Consider the following 16,146-nt stretch of genomic DNA (forward strand, 5'->3'; position numbering starts at 1 on the left):
CCAGCCATCTGGAGGCAGCCAGGGGACTGCGGCCGATATCCTGATCCAGTCGCGCCACATCGAACAGACGCGCGAACGATTCTACCGTCTTTATATGCGCCACACCGGCCAGAATTATGAGACGGTTCAGCAGGCCCTTGACCGTGACAAGTGGATGACACCCGAGGAAGCGATGGAATGGGGCCATATCGACGAAATCGTCCAGAACCGCGAAAAATCTGACGAGTAACCAGATTATGAAGACCCCGGCTTGCAGGTCATTTTGACATTGTAGACCGGGGCGTGCTGTCCTAGTGTTGTTGCGAGAATTGGCGCGAAACACATGAGAACGGCCAACCGGCCAAGAGGTTTGAGATGGCGACGACAACCGGAAATGATAGCAAGAACACGCTTTACTGCAGTTTTTGTGGGAAAAGCCAGCACGAGGTTCGCAAGCTTATCGCCGGGCCGACCGTGTTTATCTGTGATGAATGCGTCGAACTTTGCATGGATATCATTCGCGAAGAAACCAAATCTTCCAGCCTCAAATCCGGCGATGGCGTGCCGACGCCGCGCGAAATCTGTCAGGTTCTGGATGATTATGTCATCGGCCAGATGCACGCAAAGCGGGTGCTGTCGGTTGCTGTACATAATCACTACAAGCGCCTTAACAATTCTGAAAAGTCCGATGTCGAACTGGCGAAATCCAATATCATGCTGATCGGGCCAACGGGATGCGGCAAGACGCTTTTGGCGCAGACACTGGCGCGCATTCTGGATGTGCCCTTTACCATGGCCGATGCCACCACCCTGACCGAGGCCGGTTATGTCGGTGAAGATGTGGAAAACATCATCCTCAAACTGCTTCAGGCGTCGGAATATAATGTGGAACGCGCGCAGCGCGGCATCGTTTACATTGACGAGGTCGACAAAATCACGCGCAAGTCCGACAATCCCAGTATCACGCGCGATGTTTCAGGTGAAGGCGTGCAGCAGGCGCTGTTGAAGATCATGGAAGGCACCGTTGCATCGGTGCCGCCGCAGGGGGGGCGCAAGCATCCGCAGCAGGAATTCCTGCAAGTGGACACGACAAATATCCTGTTCATCTGTGGCGGGGCTTTTGCCGGGCTTGAGAAAATCATCGGCCAGCGTAGCAAAGGGTCTGGCATGGGCTTTGGCGCCGATGTCAAGGCGAACGACGAACGTGGCATTGGTGAAGTGTTTCAGGATCTCGAGCCTGAGGATTTGCTGAAATTTGGTTTGATTCCTGAATTTGTCGGGCGTCTGCCAGTGATCGCCACGCTGACCGATCTGGACGAAGACGCGCTGATCATCATTTTGACCCAGCCAAAGAACGCGCTGGTCAAGCAATACCAGCGTCTGTTCGAACTGGAAGATACCAAGCTGACATTTACAGATGATGCGCTTGCTGCGATTGCAAAACGGGCCATTGCCCGTAAGACGGGCGCGCGCGGTCTGCGGTCCATCATGGAAGACATTCTTTTGGATACCATGTTTGAACTGCCTGGTATGGACACTGTGACAGAGGTGGTTGTGAACGAAGAAGCTGTGACTTCTGACGTTTCACCTCTCATGATTCACAATGAGACCAAGAAAAAAGAAACTGCGACGGCCAGCTAAACTCTTGGTCGTGCGCCATATAACAACGGGTTCATCATTCGAGACGCAGATCGGCTATAGCAGGGCTGTTGTGGTGGATGGCTGGGTTTTTGTGGCGGGCACAACCGGTTACGATTATGCCACAATGGCCATCCCTGACAGCATCGCAGATAAGTGCCGCAATGCGCTGGCAACCATCGACAGGGCGTTGCAGGATGCAGGTAGCGGGTTGGATCATGTGGTGCGTGTAAATTATATCGTGCCTGATGCAGATCAATGGCCCGATTGCTGGCCGGTGGTGTCTGCGGCCTTTGCTGCGGCACGACCCGCGGCCACGATGGTCAGCGCAGGCTTGCAAAACCCCGAAATGCTGATCGAGATAGAGGTCACCGCGCGGGTTCCCGCCTGACACCACTGGACCTTTGCGCGCCTTTGGTGCAAGACAGGGGCACACAATCGGAGACGCGAAATGGGCTTTGGTCATAATATCAAACGCATCTTTACCTGGTGGGACGGTCAATCTTTTGGCACCCAGCTTTGGACCAGCCGCAATGGCACGCGGGTGGGTGAAGATGCGCAGGGCAATATCTATTACCGCAATGCCGACGATAGCCGCCGTTGGGTGATCTATAATGGTGAAAACGAAGCGTCGCGCGTCAGCCCTGATTGGCACGGCTGGTTGCATCGGACATGGGACCAACCCCCAACCGAGGCGAATTTGACCCACAAACCATGGCAAAAGCCCCATCAAGAAAACCTTACTGGCAGCATGGCGGCCTACGCGCCCGCTGGGTCCATCCGTAAATCTGCCCCGGTCGAGCGCACCGATTATGAGGCGTGGACGCCTGAATAAGAGACTGCATATGCCATTCAAAGCCATTTTGGCCCTTTGCGCCGCCTTGCTTTCTGGGCCTGCTGCCGCGCAAGAGGTGTTGACTGGTTCGGGCGCTGTGCTGCGGGTTCTTGACAAGCTGACAGGCTTGGCAACCGACGTATCCTTGAGTTTTGGAGAGACTGCGACGCAAGGGTATTTACGCATAACGCTGAATGACTGCCGCTATCCGGCGACAAACCCGTCTGGTGAAGCATATGCCGCTGTTACGGTGTATTACCGGAATCTGACCGCGCCGATTTTCGAAGGTTGGATGTTGGCGTCATCGCCTGCACTCAATGCTGTTGATCATCCACGCTATGATGTTTGGGCCTTGCGCTGTATGACGTCCTGAGCAGAGGGAACCTGCGTTGTGAAATATCCCTGTGCGCTGGTCGCTTGCGCGAGATGTTTGCGATAGGTTTCACGCGGTATTTCGATTGCGCCCAAACTGGCCAGATGTGGAGTAATGAACTGCGTATCAAAAAGCTGGAATTGGCCCCGACGCAGAATGTCAACCAGATAGGCCAACGCGACCTTTGATGCATCTGTTTGACGGCTGAACATGCTTTCGCCAAAAAATGCGGCTCCGATCACCACACCAAAGACACCACCGACAAGCTTGCCATTTTCCCAAACCTCGACCGAGTGGGCATCGCCGCGGGTGAAAAGCGCCTGATAAAGCCCAAAGATCGTGGTGTTTATCCATGTTTCGTCGCGGTCGGCGCATCCGTGCACAACGTTGTCAAAGGCGCGATCAACCGTCACCATAAAATGCCCGCGCCGTAACGTCCGGGCGAGGCTGCGGGAAATGCGGAATTGCGCCAAAGGAAAAACGCCCCGCATACGGGGATCAACCCAAAATACCTCTGGGTTGGTCCGTCCTTCGGACATTGGAAACACACCGACCCCATAAGCCTGTAACAGCAGGTCGGGGGTCAGCGGCGGTGGTTCATGCCGCATCGCGCCTAGCCAAGGTTTTGGTCCAGCCAATGTTCCAGCCAGTGAATGTTGTAATCACCTGTCTGAACGGCTGGTTCGGCCAAAAGGGCATGGAACAAAGGGATCGTGGTATCGACGCCATCGACAATCAGTTCGCCCAAGGCGCGGTCCAATCGGGCCAGCGCCTCGGGTCGGTCACGGCCATGCACGATCAGCTTGCCGATCAGGCTGTCGTAGTAGGGCGGGATGCGATAGCCATCATAAAGCGCGCTGTCCATCCGCACACCGAGACCGCCAGGGGCGTGGTACTGTGTGATTGTGCCGGGGCAGGGGGAAAAATTTGGTAATTTTTCCGCGTTGATCCGCACCTCGATCGCGTGTCCGTTAATTTTCAGATCATCCTGCGTGAATGACATCGGCAGGCCAGAGGCAACGCGCAGCTGTTCGCGCACCAGATCAACACCAAAAATCGCTTCGGTTACAGGATGTTCCACCTGCAAACGTGTGTTCATCTCGATGAAATAGAATTCATCGTTTTCAAACAGAAATTCGATGGTCCCCGCGCCAATATAGTTGATCTTGGCGATAGCATCGGCGCAGACCTTGCCGATCCGGTCGCGCAATTCTTGCGTGATGACAGGGCCGGGTGCCTCTTCAAATACCTTCTGGTGGCGGCGTTGCAAGGAACAATCGCGTTCACCCAGATGCACCGCGTTGCCCTTACCATCGCCAAAGACCTGAATTTCAATGTGGCGCGGCGTGGTGAGGTATTTCTCGATATAGACTTCGTCGTTACCAAAGGCAGCTTTCGCCTCTGATCGGGCGGAATGGAACGCCTTTTCCATATCGGCGGCAGTTTGCGCCACCTTCATACCGCGGCCACCGCCGCCGGCTGTGGCCTTGATGATGACGGGATAGCCGATTTCGGAACCGACACGTTGCGCATCGGCCAAGGTTGGCACACCCCCAGCGGATCCGGGCACACAGGGCACGCCCAAGGCTTTCATCGTGTCTTTGGCGGTGATTTTGTCCCCCATGATGCGGATGTGTTCGGCGGTGGGGCCAATGAATGTCAGGCCATGGTCTTCAACCGCCTGCACAAATGCGGCGTTTTCCGACAAAAACCCGTAACCAGGATGGATTGCCTGGGCACCTGTAATTTCGCAAGCCGAGATGATCGCCGGAAACGACAGATAGCTTTGCGCAGATGCAGGGGGGCCGATACAAATCGCCTCGTCCGCCATGCGCACATGCATGGCGTCGCTGTCGGCGGTGGAATGCACAGCAACAGATTTGACGCCCATTTCGCGGCAGGCACGGACAACACGCAGGGCGATTTCGCCACGGTTCGCAATCAGGATTTTATCGAACATGGGTCAGCCTTATTCGATAATTACAAGGGGGGCGCCAAATTCGACGGGCCCGCCGTCTTCGACCAGAATGCGCTTTATCGTGCCGGCCTTGGGGGCCGGAATATGGTTCATCGTTTTCATCGCTTCGATGATCAGCAAGGTGTCGCCTTCTTTGACAGAGGTGCCAATACTGACAAAAGGGGCCGCGCCCGGTTCAGGGGCCAGGTAGATCGTGCCGACCATAGGCGATGTCACGGCACCGGGGTGGCGTGCCGGGTCTGTGTTGTTCTGCGACGCAGGCGACGCAGGTGACGCCGCGGAAGGTGCAGCCAAGGCCGGTGCGGGTGCCTGGGCGCTGCTTTGGATGATCGTTTGCGTCTGGCGGCTGACCCGGACATTCAGGCTATCGTTTTCACCATAGTCTCGTTTCACCTGCAATTCGGTCAGATCATTTTCGCGCAGCAGCTCTGCCAGTGCTTGAATGAAGCTTACATCGCTTTCGTGAGAGGTTTTATTGCTCATCTTATCCTCGGCCCGTTGCCCCTGAAGTCGTGGCAGTTCCGTGACGCCACGTCACGCAATCCGCCCTCTCTTATAGGGCAAGGCTGCGAAGGTGGAAAGCGGCAGACGCCTTAAAAAAATCTGTCGTCGCGTCCGGTGACGCCAGCTGGCTGTGATGGTAGAGCTGCGCCCGTTTTTCCATATGTGTCAGCAGGCATTGAGGCGGATGCTATCGCTGGCGCGGCGGCGGTAGAGGGACCCGAGACATGATCTGTTGACGGTTTGTCAAAAGGCAGCATTGGAACGTCATAGGGTTTGAGGGTCCGATCCGCCGGTGCAATTTCACCGGGGTTTTCGGGAAATTCAGTGCCTGATAGCCGCGCGGTCACAACCTGTGCGATGAATATCTTGTCGGCCGGCAAAATTACGCTGGCGGCGGCGCCTATGACGACGGGCAGCGTTGTTTCGATCAGCTTGACTGGTTCGGCGACAGATGCAACCGCGGCAATCCCTTTTGCAGCAATGTTCAATGATGTATCCATGGCCGTTGCTCTCAAATGTGGATCATTTGCCTGATCAACATGTCTTGGCCTGCCTTACCAAATAATTAACGTTCTCGAGAAAAATCCCGCCAAGTTAAATTAAATGGCGGGATACGCACATCAAATGGCCAAGTATTCGGCACGTAATTTATCGTTTTCCAGCACTTCGGAGGCAGATCCGTCAAACACCACGGTTCCCGTGTCCAGAATAACGGCACGGTCAGCCAGTTTCAGCGCCGCAATTGCGTTTTGCTCCACGATCACTGTCGTGATGCCTTGATCGCGGATGATGTTCAGCGTCTTGGCAATTTCCTGCACAATGACCGGCGCTAGCCCTTCGTAGGGTTCATCAAGCAGCAACACCTTGATGTCGCGTGCAAGTGCGCGCGCAATGGCCAGCATCTGCTGTTCGCCACCTGACAGCGTCACGCCTTCCTGCTTGCGACGCTCGCCCAAGCGGGGGAACAATTCATAGATGCGGTCCAGCGCCCAGCCGATCGGGGGGGCGATCTGGGCCAGTTGCAGGTTTTCTTCGACTGTCAGGCCGGGAATGATCCGCCGGTCTTCTGGCACAAGTGCAATGCCTGCGGCTGCGGCCTGATGGCTTTTCATCTGGTGTAACGGTTGGTGATCCAACCAGATTTCCCCATGATGCAGCGCAGGGTCATCCATGCGGGCGATGGTGCGCAGGGTCGATGTCTTTCCCGCCCCGTTGCGCCCCAGCAAAGCAAGGATTTCGCCTTCGTGGATGTTAAAGCTGACATTCTGGACGATATAGCTTTCGCCGTAATAAGCCTCGACCTCCCAGACGCTCAGAAAAGCGGGGTGCGTGGCAGCATTATTGGCGTTTTTGTTAAAAGGGGCGTTCATTTCATTTCTCCTGCCGACGTGATCATTTGGATGAAAAACGATCGGTGCAGCCAATTTTAGTTAAAATTGGCATGGGTTAAACCTGCGCTTCGCCCAGATAGGCTTCGCGGACCTTGGGGTGCCCTTTGATATTCTCAGGGGTATCTTCGACCAAAGGCGTGCCTTGGGCCAGAACCGTGATCCGTTCCGCCAATGAGAACACCACGTTCATGTCGTGTTCGATGATTGCCATGGTGATGCCGCGCTTGGTGCGGATTTCCTTTAGCAGTGCAATGGTGTTTTCGGTGTCAGCCCGCGCCATTCCGGCGGTCGGTTCGTCCAGCAGCAAAAGTTTTGGATCTTGCACCAGACACATCGCCATTTCCAGCCGCCGCTTGTCGCCGCGCGACAAGCTGGATGCCACCATATGGCTTTTCTCAAGCATGTTCACATCGGCTAGCATCGCCTCGGCTTGGGCTTTGATGTCTTTTTCGTGAAACACGCTTTCAAGCGCGTGCATCCGAAACGCCCCGTCACGTTTGGCAAAACAGGGGATCATCACATTTTCAAAAACCGTCAGATCACTGAAAATTTCAGGTGTCTGAAACACTCGGCTGATGCCCATCTGGTTGATCTCGTGTGGCTTGCGGCCCAGAACGGATTGGCCGTCAAACATCACTGACCCGCTGTCAGGGATCAGTTTGCCCACCAGCACGTTCAGCAAGGTGGATTTGCCGGCGCCATTTGGCCCGATAATGGCGTGAACGGTGTTTTCGGCCACGCTCAGGTTCACATTACCCAGCGCCTGCAAACCGCCGAACCGCTTGTTGACGCCTTTGACTTCAAGGATACCCATGGTGTCTTTCCTTATTCGGCTGGTTTCGTGGCGCCATCTGCGGCATCACTTTTTTTCTTGCGATTGAATAGTGCGCCAATCTTTTGGCCGCCCTGCACAAGGCCACCGGGCAGAAAGATCACCACAGCCATGAACAACAGACCCAGCGTCAGGTGCCAGCCTTTGCCGATGAACGGGTGAATGATGCCGACCAACAGATTGTCGAGCCAATCCGGCATGAAGGCAAACCAGCTATGCAGGATACTGTCGTTGATCTTCGAGACGATGTTTTCGAGATATTTGATCAACCCCGCGCCCAGAACAGGCCCGATCAGCGTGCCAACACCGCCCAGAATAGCCATCACGACGATCTCGCCTGATGCTGTCCAGAACATCCGTTCGGCTCCGGTTAGCGGGTCCATTGCAGCCAACAGTCCCCCGGCCAGCCCTGCATACATCCCCGAGATGACAAACGCCGCCAGCATGTAGGGTTTGGTGTTCAGGCCGGTATAGCTCATGCGGGTCTGGTTGGATTTGATTGCCCGCAGCATCATCCCGAAGGGCGAGCGGAAAATGCGGATTGCGAGGTAGAACGAAATGATCATGAAAATAGCGGCGAGGTAATAGCCGTTTTCGAAAACAAAGTTCCAGCCCCCCATGGACAGTTCCGTTTTGTCGTTCATCCGCCAGCCAAACAGGTGTGGCACGGTTGGGTCGCCAGCACGCATCAGGATTTGCGGATCATTGTTATAAACCTGCAAGCCGGTTTCGCCGTTGGTGATGGGGGTCAGCACCGAATATGCCAGCTGATACGACATCTGAGCAAAGGCCAGCGTCAGGATCGAGAAATAGATCCCCGACCGCCGAAGTGAAACGTAACCGATCACAACCGAGAAAACCCCCGCCACGACCACCGACAAAAGGATTGCCGGAACCACGTTATAGCTGAGCAGTTTGAACATCCAGACTGCTGCATATGACCCCACCCCCAGAAAGGCGGCGTGTCCGAACGACAGATAACCCGTCAGGCCGAACAGAATGTTGAAACCGATCACCAGGATGCCAAAAATGACAAACCGCTGCATCAGTGCCGGATATCCGGCGTTGAAGCTTTGCCCAAGCGCAGAGTCTGTGGGAAAGGGGTTCAGCAAAATCGGTGCGGCCAGCGCCAGCAGGCAGACGATCAGGAAAAGTTTGAAATCGCTTTTGTTCAGTCCAAGCATGTCTTAGTTCTCCATCACGCCCTTGCGGCCCATCAGGCCACGCGGACGGGTCAGCAAAATGATAATTGCGATCAGATAAATGATGATCTGGTCGATTCCGGGGATCAGCGCCTTGACCTCGTTCATCGAGGCAAAGGATTGCAGGATCCCCAGCAGAAAGCCCGCCAGCACCGCACCGGGCAGCGACCCCATGCCCCCGACAACGACCACCACAAAGCTCAGCACCAGAAAGTCCATCCCGATATTGTAATGGGGTGACAGGATCGGTGTATACATCACGCCCGCCATGCCTGCGACTGCGGCGGCCAGCCCGAACATGAATGTGAACCGTTTGTCGATGTCGATGCCCAGCAATCCCACGGTTTCGCGGTCAGCCATGCCAGCCCGCACAACCATGCCGAAGGTGGTGAATTGCAAGAAGGCAAAGACCGCCGCAATGATCAACAGCGAGAACATGAAATACACCAGGCGCCACATCGGATAGGCGACAGCACCGCGATCGAACCCCAGCCAAGAGCCGACATCAATGGTGCCAAGGAACATCTGCGGGGCAGGAGTCTGGATCGGGTTTGCGCCAAAGAAATATTTGATCAATTCGCCAATCACGATGGCAAGGCCAAAGGTGACAAGGATCTGGTCGGCATGGGGGCGGGTATAGAAATGTTTGATCAATCCGCGTTCCATAATCCAGCCGAACAGGAACATCACCGGGATGACCATCAAAATGGCCAACGGCACAGACCAATCCTGGATAGCGGCCCCGAGTTCCGGCCCGAACCACGATTCCACATAGGGGGTTTGCACTTTAAGCGGGTTGCCCAGAAAATCGGTGCGCGTTTCATCGATTGTCGTAAAGCTGAAGCTGAGAATGCGCTGCAACGTCACCGCGCAAAACGCGCCGATCATGAACAGCGCGCCGTGGGCAAAGTTCACGACGCCCAGCGTGCCGAAGATCAAGGTCAGACCAAGGGCGATCAGCGCGTATGCGGCCCCCTTGTCCAGACCGTTCAGAATTTGAAGAAGAAATGCGTCCATCTGTCCGCTCCTGGCTGCCGCTTTGGCGTGTTTTTGGAATTCTGTTCCGACCCTGCGGTCAGAGATTGCGCACCTGCGCAGGGGGTGGAACAGGCGGTAACCGCCTGTTCCACATGATCAGTGCGTCGTTATGCGCCCGGGTTGCAAGTGCCCAAGTTGCCACCGGCGAACATGGGGTGTTCGGGGTCATATTCGACCTGTGCACGCGGCGTGATTTCCACAATTTCCAGTGTGTCATACTGGCTGGTGGGGTTTTCTGCGCCCTTCATAACCAGCACGTCCTTGAAGCATTGGTGATCGGCGCCACGATATGTGGTTGGCCCGTTGCCCATACCGTCGAATTCGAAGTCTTCCAGCGCTTCGACGACCGCACAAGGGTTGAACGACCCGGCCCGCGTAACCGCATCCGCATAAAGCAGCGTCTGCACGTAGCAGGTGTGCGCTGCGTTGGATGGCGGGAAGCCGTATTTTTGGCCGAACGAGCGCACAAATGCCTGTGTGCCTTCATCCTGCAACTGCCAGTTCCAGTTCATCGAACCGAACACGCCCCGAATGTTGGACCCGGCACCTGCCGCCATCAGTTCCGAATACAGTGGCACAATGATGGTAAAGTCCTTGCCGTTGACCTGACGGTCACGCAGACCAAATTGCACAGCCTGCGTCAGCGAGTTCACCATGTCCCCGCCGTAGTGGTTCAGGATCAGCGTATCCGCGCCAGAGTTCAGCACAGGCGCGATATAGGACGAAAAGTCACCCGCACCCACCGGCGTCAGCACGTTCTGGGCTGTTTCCCAGCCCAACGCCTCGGTCGACGCCTGGATCGATTCCTGCTGTGTCCAACCCCATGTGTAGTCGGCGGTCAAGTGATAGGCGCGACGGTCTGTGCCGTATTCCTTTTGCAGCACAGGGCCAAGCGCGGCACCGGACATATAAGCGTTAAAGAAGTGGCGGAAGCCATTTGCCTTCTTGTCCTTGCCGGTGGTGTCGTTCGAGTGAGTGAGGCCCGCCATGAAAATCACGCCAGCCTCTTGGCACAGACCCTGCACAGCCACAGCCACGCCCGAAGACGATCCGCCGTTGATCATGATGCAGTTGTCTTTCTGGATCATCGACTGCGCGGATGCGCGTGCCACGTCAGATTTGGTCTGCGTGTCGCCGGTAACAAAATTGACCTTCTTGCCAAGAATACCCGTTCCGTCCAGAACCTTGGACGAGAAGGTGTTCAACATGCCGCCGTCGCCGATCCCGTTCAGGTGTTCGACGGCAAGTTCTTGCGCGCGCAGTTCATCAAGACCTTCTTCGGCATAGGGGCCGGTTTGTGGCACGTTAAAGCCGAATGTGACCGTGCTGCCGGTTGGTGCATTGGTAAAACCGCTGTGGCTTGCCGCCGACAGATACGTCGGCAGTGCCAGTCCGGCACCCGCGATGGCACCGGTCTTCAGTACCCCACGGCGCGAGAAATTGGATTTGGACATTATTATCCTCCCTAAAGATTACTGCCGTCCAATGTCTCCTCACCGGGCGGCACGCACTTTACAGCGCTGCCCTAGCATCAGTCACGGACAGTAAATTCAGCAACAAGTCATTGTGGGCGCTTGACTTCTTTGTCAATTATTACACAGATATTGGTAAAAGTGTGTAAATCCATTTTCTTGCACTTGCAGAAAGCGGTTGAAACCTTTGGGGGAATTGCATGTGCCGACACAGAGGCTGACGGGCGCGCGGATTCGCGAAAAACGGCTTGATCGGGGAATGCGGCAGGCCGCCTTGGCGGATGCTGCGGGAATTTCACCGTCTTATCTTAACCTGATCGAACATAATCGCCGCAGAATCGGCGGGAAACTCTTGGGCGATCTGGCGCGGGCGCTGGGCGTAGAGCCGTCAACGCTGACAGAAGGGGCCGATAGCGACCTTCTGGATCAGATGCGCGCCGCTGCGGCCCTGACCGGTGACTCTGCCGAAGTGGCCCGCGCTGAGGAACTGGCCGCGCGCTACCCCGGTTGGAGCGCGTTGATCGCGGCGCAGGCCCGCCGTATCGTCGGGTTGGAGACGCGGGTTCAGTCGTTACAGGACCGTATGACGCATGATCCGCAGCTTGCCTCAGCACTGCACGAGGTTATTTCGGCGGTGACGGCCATCCGCGCAACGGCATCCATTCTGGTGGGGCAAGAAAAACTGGATGCAGACTGGGAACGCCGGTTTCATGAAAATATCCACGCCGATAGTCTGCGGTTGGCCGAACACAGCGGGGCGTTGATCGCCTATCTGGAAACGCCAAGCGCGGATAACATCGGCCCGCTGACGCCGACCGAAGAAGCCGAGGCATGGTTGGCTCAAACCGGGTTTCATCTTGCCGCGCTTGAAACGGGTGCGGCAGATATTGATGACATGATCGGCGATGCCGGGTTGTCGGCATCGGCAACGCCGATATTGCGCGCCTATTGTGAGGGGTATGTCCGGGATGCGCAAACGTTGCCTCTGGATGACTTTGCCGCCGCCTGCAAGGCGGCACAGTATGACCCGGCGCGGATTGCGCAACGCTTTGGTGTCGGATTTGCCCAAGTCCTGCGTCGCATGACAACCTTACCGTTGCATCAAGGACATCCGCCCATGGGGCTTGTGGTTTGCGATGCGTCGGGCACAGTCCGACGGCTGAAACCAGTGCCGGGGTTTACGATGCCGCGCACGGGTGGGGCGTGCCCGCTTTGGCCGGTCTTTACGGCGTTCAGTCGCCCGTCCCAACCGATCCGTTCCGAAGTCGTGCTGCCCGGGCAGGTCGCACCGCGCTTTTTATGCTACACGATCGCCGAACCGGCCGCAGCCCTGGATTTCGAGGCCGCCTCGGTGTTGCAAAGCACCATGCTGGTGTTGCCAGACCCCGAATTCGGCCCGGTGCCGCCGGTGCCTGTTGGCACATCCTGCCGGATTTGCCCGCGCGCGCAGTGTAACGCACGCCGTGAAATGGCAATTGTCGGGCTTGTCACGGTGGATGCCTGAGAATGCGGCTTTGACACTTGCCGCAATAGGCCTGATAGTCTGCAAAGGGAGGCCGCTTTGCTATCGCAGGGCAGCAGTTGATGAGGGGAGGCGATGAGATGGGCAAACGTGTCCTTCTGATCGAAGACGAGCCGAATATCATTGAAGCGATCAGTTTCATTCTGTCGCGTGACGGGTGGACTGTGCACACACATCAGGACGGACAGACCGCCATGGCCAAGGTCCATGCCTTTCCGCCTGATTTGATCATTCTTGACGTCATGCTGCCCGGGCGGAGCGGGTTTGACCTGTTACGTGACTTGCGCGCCGATACGGCAACTGCCGGGATCCCGGTCATGATGTTGACAGCGCGCGGCCAGGAAAAGGACAGGGAACTGGCGCTGCGGCTCGGGGCGAACCACTTTATGACAAAACCATTTTCCAATTCGGCTGTGCGTGATCATGTCCGCAGCCTGATGGAGGCATGAGTCCCGCGCCCAACAAGCTTGTTTTTCTTGAGCGGGCAAACTACCGGCAACGTCGCCTGCGTGATGCGGCCCGCCTTTTACCAATGCTTGGCGCGGTGTTGTGGATACTGCCGCTTTTGTGGCGGGACGACGCAGCTGGGTCAGGCACGGGAAAGACCGGCATTTACATTTTTGCCGTCTGGATGTTCCTGATCGTGTTGTCGGCGATCATTTCGCGCAGATTACGTCTTGATGATACTGTTGCACCGGAAGGCACAATCGACTGATGTTGTCGTTCAACATTCTGATCAGTGTTGCGCTATCATATGTCGTGATCCTTTTTGGCGTGGCGTTCATTGCCGAACGGCGCGCGACAAAAGGCCATTCCCGTTGGCTTGAATCATCGGCAATTTATACCCTGTCGCTCAGCATCTATTGCACGGCATGGACGTTTTACGGTGCTGTCGGTTATGCAGCGCGATCGGGGCTGGAATTTTTGACAATCTATCTGGGGCCGTCGCTGGTCATGATTGGCTGGTGGTGGATCCTGCGCAAACTGGTGCGTATCGGGCGCGCCCAGCGGATTACGTCAATCGCCGACCTGATTTCGTCGCGCTTTGGCAAATCCACCTTTCTTGGGGTTATTGTCACCTTGGGTGCGGTCATGGCGGCCATTCCATATATCGCCTTGCAACTGCAATCGGTCACGTTGTCATTCGCCGTGTTCGCTGAAAATGGTGGCCCGGGCTGGCAGCAGGCGGAACTGAATGTAACTGCCCTTTGGGTTGCTGTCGGTTTGACAGTTTTCACTGTCCTGTTCGGGACGCGCAATCTGGATGCGAACGAACGTCACCACGGGATTGTCATGGCTATTGCCGTTGAAGCCGTGGTCAAGCTGGTGGCCTTGCTTGCGGTGGGTGTGTTTGTGGTGTGGAGCATTGCAGGTGGCCCGGCCGAGATGATGAACCGCATTGTCGCTTCGCCGATCCAGCAGTGGGACCAGTCAGGTGGGCGCTGGATCACGTTGATTTTTTTATCGGGCGCGGCATTCTTGTGTTTGCCGCGCATGTTTCAGGTGCTGGTTGTCGAAAATGCGGATGAGCGCCATTTGCAGACCGCAAGCTGGGCGTTTCCGCTCTATCTTTTTTTGATGAGCCTGTTTGTGGTGCCCATTGCGGTGGTCGGGCTGGACCTGATGCCAGCAGGCAGCAACCCTGATCTTTTCGTTTTGACCGTGCCGCTGAGCCAAGGGCGCGACGGCTTGGCGATGCTGTCGTTTCTAGGCGGGTTTTCATCGGCTACGTCGATGGTCATCGTTGCAACGATCGCGCTGGCGACAATGGTGTCTAACCACATCGTTGTGCCCTTGTGGCTGAACTTGCGCGGCGGGCAGGGGGCGGTGATGTCGGGGGACGTGCGCAAAATGATCATCCTCGCACGGCGTTTGTCCATTGCGGGGGTTCTGGCCTTGGGGTTGGTCTATTACCGCCTGTCCGGTGGTGGAACCGCATTGGCTGCGATCGGGTTGGTGTCGTTTACCGGGGCCGTGCAGGTGCTGCCTGCCATGATGGGCGGCATTTTCTGGCGTGCCGCGAACCGGATCGGTGCCGCCCTGGGGCTGGTCACGGGCCTTGCGATCTGGAGCTGGACGTTGTTTCTGCCCAGTTTCGGTATGGACGCTGTGATCAGCCAGAGCGTGACGGATCTTGGCCCCTTCGGTATTAGCTGGATGCGACCGCAGGCGCTGTTTGGAATCGCGGGGATTGATCCGCTGGTCCATGGCGTCACGTGGTCGTTGCTGCTGAATACCCTGATGTTTATTCTGGGGTCTTTGTTGACCTTTCCAACGCCGGTTGAGCGTTTGCAGGGGGCGCAGTTTGTCAATGTCTTTGAACATTCGGCGTCTGCCCGGGCCTGGACGACAACCGCCGCGGGGGCTGAGGATCTGTTGATCATGGCGCAGCGGATCATTGGCAGCAGCAAGGCGCAGGCGATTTTTCAGCGCGCGGCCGTCCGGCAGGGTAAATCGGGGTATTTGCCTGATGTGACACCGGATTTTGTCGAGCATCTGGAGCGTGAGCTGGCCGGGTCTGTGGGGGCGGCGACTGCCCATGCGATGATTGGCCCCTTGACCGGCGGCAGCGGTGTGTCGGTCGAAGACCTGATCGCGGTCGCGGATGAGGCGGCGCAGATTCTTGAATATTCCAACCGGCTGGAAGCGAAATCAGCCGAACAGGAACGCACGGCCCGCGCCCTGCGCGACGCAAATGAAAAACTGACAGCCCTGTCCATTCAAAAGGATGCCTTTCTAAGCCAGATCAGCCATGAGTTGCGCACGCCGATGACCTCGATCCGGGCGTTTTCCGAAATTTTGCGCGATGGTGATATGTCAGAACAGGCGCAAGGCAGATATGCGGGAATCATCCATGATGAAACAGTCCGCCTGACGCGCCTTTTGGATGACCTGCTGGATTTGGCTGTTCTGGAACATGGTCAGGTCACGCTGCACCGCCAGACCGGCATGCTGAAAGATTTGATTGACCGGGCAGTTGGCGCATCGACCCAATCAGACGAAAGGCTGCGCATTGTCCGTAACATCTCGGCTGAAGCGGTGGAAATCACGTCAGATCTGGACCGTCTGGCGCAGGTGTTTATCAATCTGATCACGAATGCGCTGAAATACTGTGATGCCGAACGCCCCCTTCTCAAGATCGAGGTGCGCGACAAGGAAACCGCCTATCAAATCGATTTCATTGACAACGGCAGCGGTATCCCGCGCGAAAAACAACAATTGATCTTTGAAAAATTCTCGCGCGTGGCGGATCAGTCCAAGGCCGGGGGGGCCGGACTGGGGTTGGCGATCTGCCGAGAGGTGATGCAAAGACTTGGGGGCGAAATCAACTATCTGCCTGGCCAGTTCGGCGCGGCATTCCGTGTTATCGTGCCAAAAGCCT

Annotated in this window: 18 protein-coding genes; 9 read left to right on the forward strand and 9 right to left on the reverse strand. The window is 56.5% G+C overall.

The window, feature by feature from the left end:
* The 5 genes from IBX59_RS13500 to IBX59_RS13520 all read left to right on the forward strand — a co-directional run.
* Positions 1-229: ATP-dependent Clp protease proteolytic subunit (locus tag IBX59_RS13500; protein ID WP_296376439.1), on the forward strand; the 229-nt coding region annotated here is incomplete at its 5' end.
* A gap of 125 nt (positions 230-354) precedes the next feature.
* A complete protein-coding gene (gene clpX / locus IBX59_RS13505; protein ID WP_296376441.1) occupies positions 355-1,620 on the forward strand; it encodes an ATP-dependent Clp protease ATP-binding subunit ClpX in 1,266 nt (421 codons plus the stop codon).
* Positions 1,621-1,630: 10 nt separating this feature from the next.
* Entirely contained in the window at positions 1,631-2,008 is a 378-nt protein-coding gene (locus IBX59_RS13510; RefSeq protein WP_296376443.1) for a RidA family protein, read from the forward strand.
* Between the two features lie 60 nt (positions 2,009-2,068).
* Positions 2,069-2,452: an NADH:ubiquinone oxidoreductase subunit NDUFA12 gene (locus tag IBX59_RS13515; protein WP_296376445.1), complete on the forward strand. Its 384-nt coding sequence runs from the start codon at positions 2,069-2,071 to the stop codon at positions 2,450-2,452.
* 10 nt (positions 2,453-2,462) lie between these two features.
* Positions 2,463-2,825, forward strand: a complete 363-nt coding sequence (locus IBX59_RS13520; protein ID WP_296376447.1) for a DUF2155 domain-containing protein — start codon at positions 2,463-2,465, stop codon at positions 2,823-2,825.
* Here the strand turns inward: IBX59_RS13520 and aat are convergent.
* From aat to IBX59_RS13565, 9 genes are all read right to left on the reverse strand, one after another.
* On the reverse strand, positions 2,789-3,433 hold the full coding sequence (gene aat, locus IBX59_RS13525) for a leucyl/phenylalanyl-tRNA--protein transferase (RefSeq protein ID WP_296376450.1): 645 nt from the start codon (positions 3,431-3,433) through the stop codon (positions 2,789-2,791). The genes IBX59_RS13520 and aat overlap by 37 nt on opposite strands.
* A 5-nt stretch (positions 3,434-3,438) precedes the next feature.
* Positions 3,439-4,785, reverse strand: coding sequence for an acetyl-CoA carboxylase biotin carboxylase subunit (accC, locus tag IBX59_RS13530; RefSeq protein WP_296376451.1), 1,347 nt, complete (start codon positions 4,783-4,785; stop codon positions 3,439-3,441).
* 9 nt (positions 4,786-4,794) lie between these two features.
* A complete protein-coding gene (gene accB / locus IBX59_RS13535) occupies positions 4,795-5,286 on the reverse strand; it encodes an acetyl-CoA carboxylase biotin carboxyl carrier protein (protein WP_296376452.1) in 492 nt (163 codons plus the stop codon).
* A gap of 110 nt (positions 5,287-5,396) precedes the next feature.
* Positions 5,397-5,807 (reverse strand): hypothetical protein, encoded by a 411-nt coding sequence (locus tag IBX59_RS13540; protein WP_296376454.1) that lies wholly within the window; start codon positions 5,805-5,807, stop codon positions 5,397-5,399.
* A gap of 120 nt (positions 5,808-5,927) precedes the next feature.
* Positions 5,928-6,677 (reverse strand): ABC transporter ATP-binding protein, encoded by a 750-nt coding sequence (locus IBX59_RS13545; protein WP_296376456.1) that lies wholly within the window; start codon positions 6,675-6,677, stop codon positions 5,928-5,930.
* A 76-nt stretch (positions 6,678-6,753) separates the two neighbouring features.
* On the reverse strand, positions 6,754-7,512 hold the full coding sequence (locus IBX59_RS13550) for an ABC transporter ATP-binding protein (protein ID WP_296376458.1): 759 nt from the start codon (positions 7,510-7,512) through the stop codon (positions 6,754-6,756).
* Positions 7,513-7,523: 11 nt separating this feature from the next.
* Positions 7,524-8,714 carry a branched-chain amino acid ABC transporter permease gene (locus IBX59_RS13555; protein ID WP_296376460.1) on the reverse strand — a complete coding sequence of 397 codons (1,191 nt, stop codon included), beginning with the start codon at positions 8,712-8,714 and terminating at the stop codon, positions 7,524-7,526.
* A 3-nt stretch (positions 8,715-8,717) separates the two neighbouring features.
* The gene (locus IBX59_RS13560; protein ID WP_296376462.1) at positions 8,718-9,749 is read right to left on the reverse strand and encodes a branched-chain amino acid ABC transporter permease; all 1,032 of its coding nucleotides are present in this window, start codon (positions 9,747-9,749) and stop codon (positions 8,718-8,720) included.
* Positions 9,750-9,877: 128 nt separating this feature from the next.
* Positions 9,878-11,224, reverse strand: coding sequence for a substrate-binding protein (locus IBX59_RS13565; protein WP_296376465.1), 1,347 nt, complete (start codon positions 11,222-11,224; stop codon positions 9,878-9,880).
* A gap of 220 nt (positions 11,225-11,444) precedes the next feature.
* On the opposite strand from IBX59_RS13565, the gene IBX59_RS13570 reads away from it, so the two are divergent.
* From IBX59_RS13570 to IBX59_RS13585, 4 genes are all read left to right on the forward strand, one after another.
* Positions 11,445-12,746 carry a helix-turn-helix transcriptional regulator gene (locus IBX59_RS13570; RefSeq protein ID WP_296376467.1) on the forward strand — a complete coding sequence of 434 codons (1,302 nt, stop codon included), beginning with the start codon at positions 11,445-11,447 and terminating at the stop codon, positions 12,744-12,746.
* A gap of 98 nt (positions 12,747-12,844) precedes the next feature.
* Positions 12,845-13,213, forward strand: coding sequence for a response regulator (locus IBX59_RS13575; RefSeq protein ID WP_296376469.1), 369 nt, complete (start codon positions 12,845-12,847; stop codon positions 13,211-13,213).
* Positions 13,210-13,479 (forward strand): hypothetical protein, encoded by a 270-nt coding sequence (locus tag IBX59_RS13580; protein ID WP_296376471.1) that lies wholly within the window; start codon positions 13,210-13,212, stop codon positions 13,477-13,479. The genes IBX59_RS13575 and IBX59_RS13580 overlap by 4 nt, the downstream gene beginning before the upstream one ends.
* Positions 13,479-16,146 (forward strand): ATP-binding protein (locus IBX59_RS13585; protein WP_296376473.1); only part of this gene is annotated, 2,668 nt, incomplete at its 3' end. The genes IBX59_RS13580 and IBX59_RS13585, both read left to right, overlap by 1 nt.

It is taken from the genome of Yoonia sp., from assembly GCF_014859355.1.
In the GTDB taxonomy this organism is placed as follows: Bacteria; Pseudomonadota; Alphaproteobacteria; order Rhodobacterales; family Rhodobacteraceae; genus Yoonia.

Excerpts from the sequence above, each read along its gene's own strand:
- clpX (WP_296376441.1), top strand. The coding sequence starts at position 355 with ATGGCGACGACAACCGGAAATGATAGCAAGAACACGCTTTACTGCAGT.
- IBX59_RS13515 (WP_296376445.1), top strand. The coding sequence starts at position 2,069 with ATGGGCTTTGGTCATAATATCAAACGCATCTTTACCTGGTGGGACGGT.
- IBX59_RS13520 (WP_296376447.1), top strand. The coding sequence starts at position 2,463 with ATGCCATTCAAAGCCATTTTGGCCCTTTGCGCCGCCTTGCTTTCTGGG.
- aat (WP_296376450.1), bottom strand. The coding sequence starts at position 3,433 with ATGCGGCATGAACCACCGCCGCTGACCCCCGACCTGCTGTTACAGGCT.
- accC (WP_296376451.1), bottom strand. The coding sequence starts at position 4,785 with ATGTTCGATAAAATCCTGATTGCGAACCGTGGCGAAATCGCCCTGCGT.
- accB (WP_296376452.1), bottom strand. The coding sequence starts at position 5,286 with ATGAGCAATAAAACCTCTCACGAAAGCGATGTAAGCTTCATTCAAGCA.
- IBX59_RS13540 (WP_296376454.1), bottom strand. The coding sequence starts at position 5,807 with ATGGATACATCATTGAACATTGCTGCAAAAGGGATTGCCGCGGTTGCA.
- IBX59_RS13545 (WP_296376456.1), bottom strand. The coding sequence starts at position 6,677 with ATGAACGCCCCTTTTAACAAAAACGCCAATAATGCTGCCACGCACCCC.
- IBX59_RS13550 (WP_296376458.1), bottom strand. The coding sequence starts at position 7,512 with ATGGGTATCCTTGAAGTCAAAGGCGTCAACAAGCGGTTCGGCGGTTTG.
- IBX59_RS13555 (WP_296376460.1), bottom strand. The coding sequence starts at position 8,714 with ATGCTTGGACTGAACAAAAGCGATTTCAAACTTTTCCTGATCGTCTGC.
- IBX59_RS13560 (WP_296376462.1), bottom strand. The coding sequence starts at position 9,749 with ATGGACGCATTTCTTCTTCAAATTCTGAACGGTCTGGACAAGGGGGCC.
- IBX59_RS13565 (WP_296376465.1), bottom strand. The coding sequence starts at position 11,224 with ATGTCCAAATCCAATTTCTCGCGCCGTGGGGTACTGAAGACCGGTGCC.
- IBX59_RS13575 (WP_296376469.1), top strand. The coding sequence starts at position 12,845 with ATGGGCAAACGTGTCCTTCTGATCGAAGACGAGCCGAATATCATTGAA.
- IBX59_RS13580 (WP_296376471.1), top strand. The coding sequence starts at position 13,210 with ATGAGTCCCGCGCCCAACAAGCTTGTTTTTCTTGAGCGGGCAAACTAC.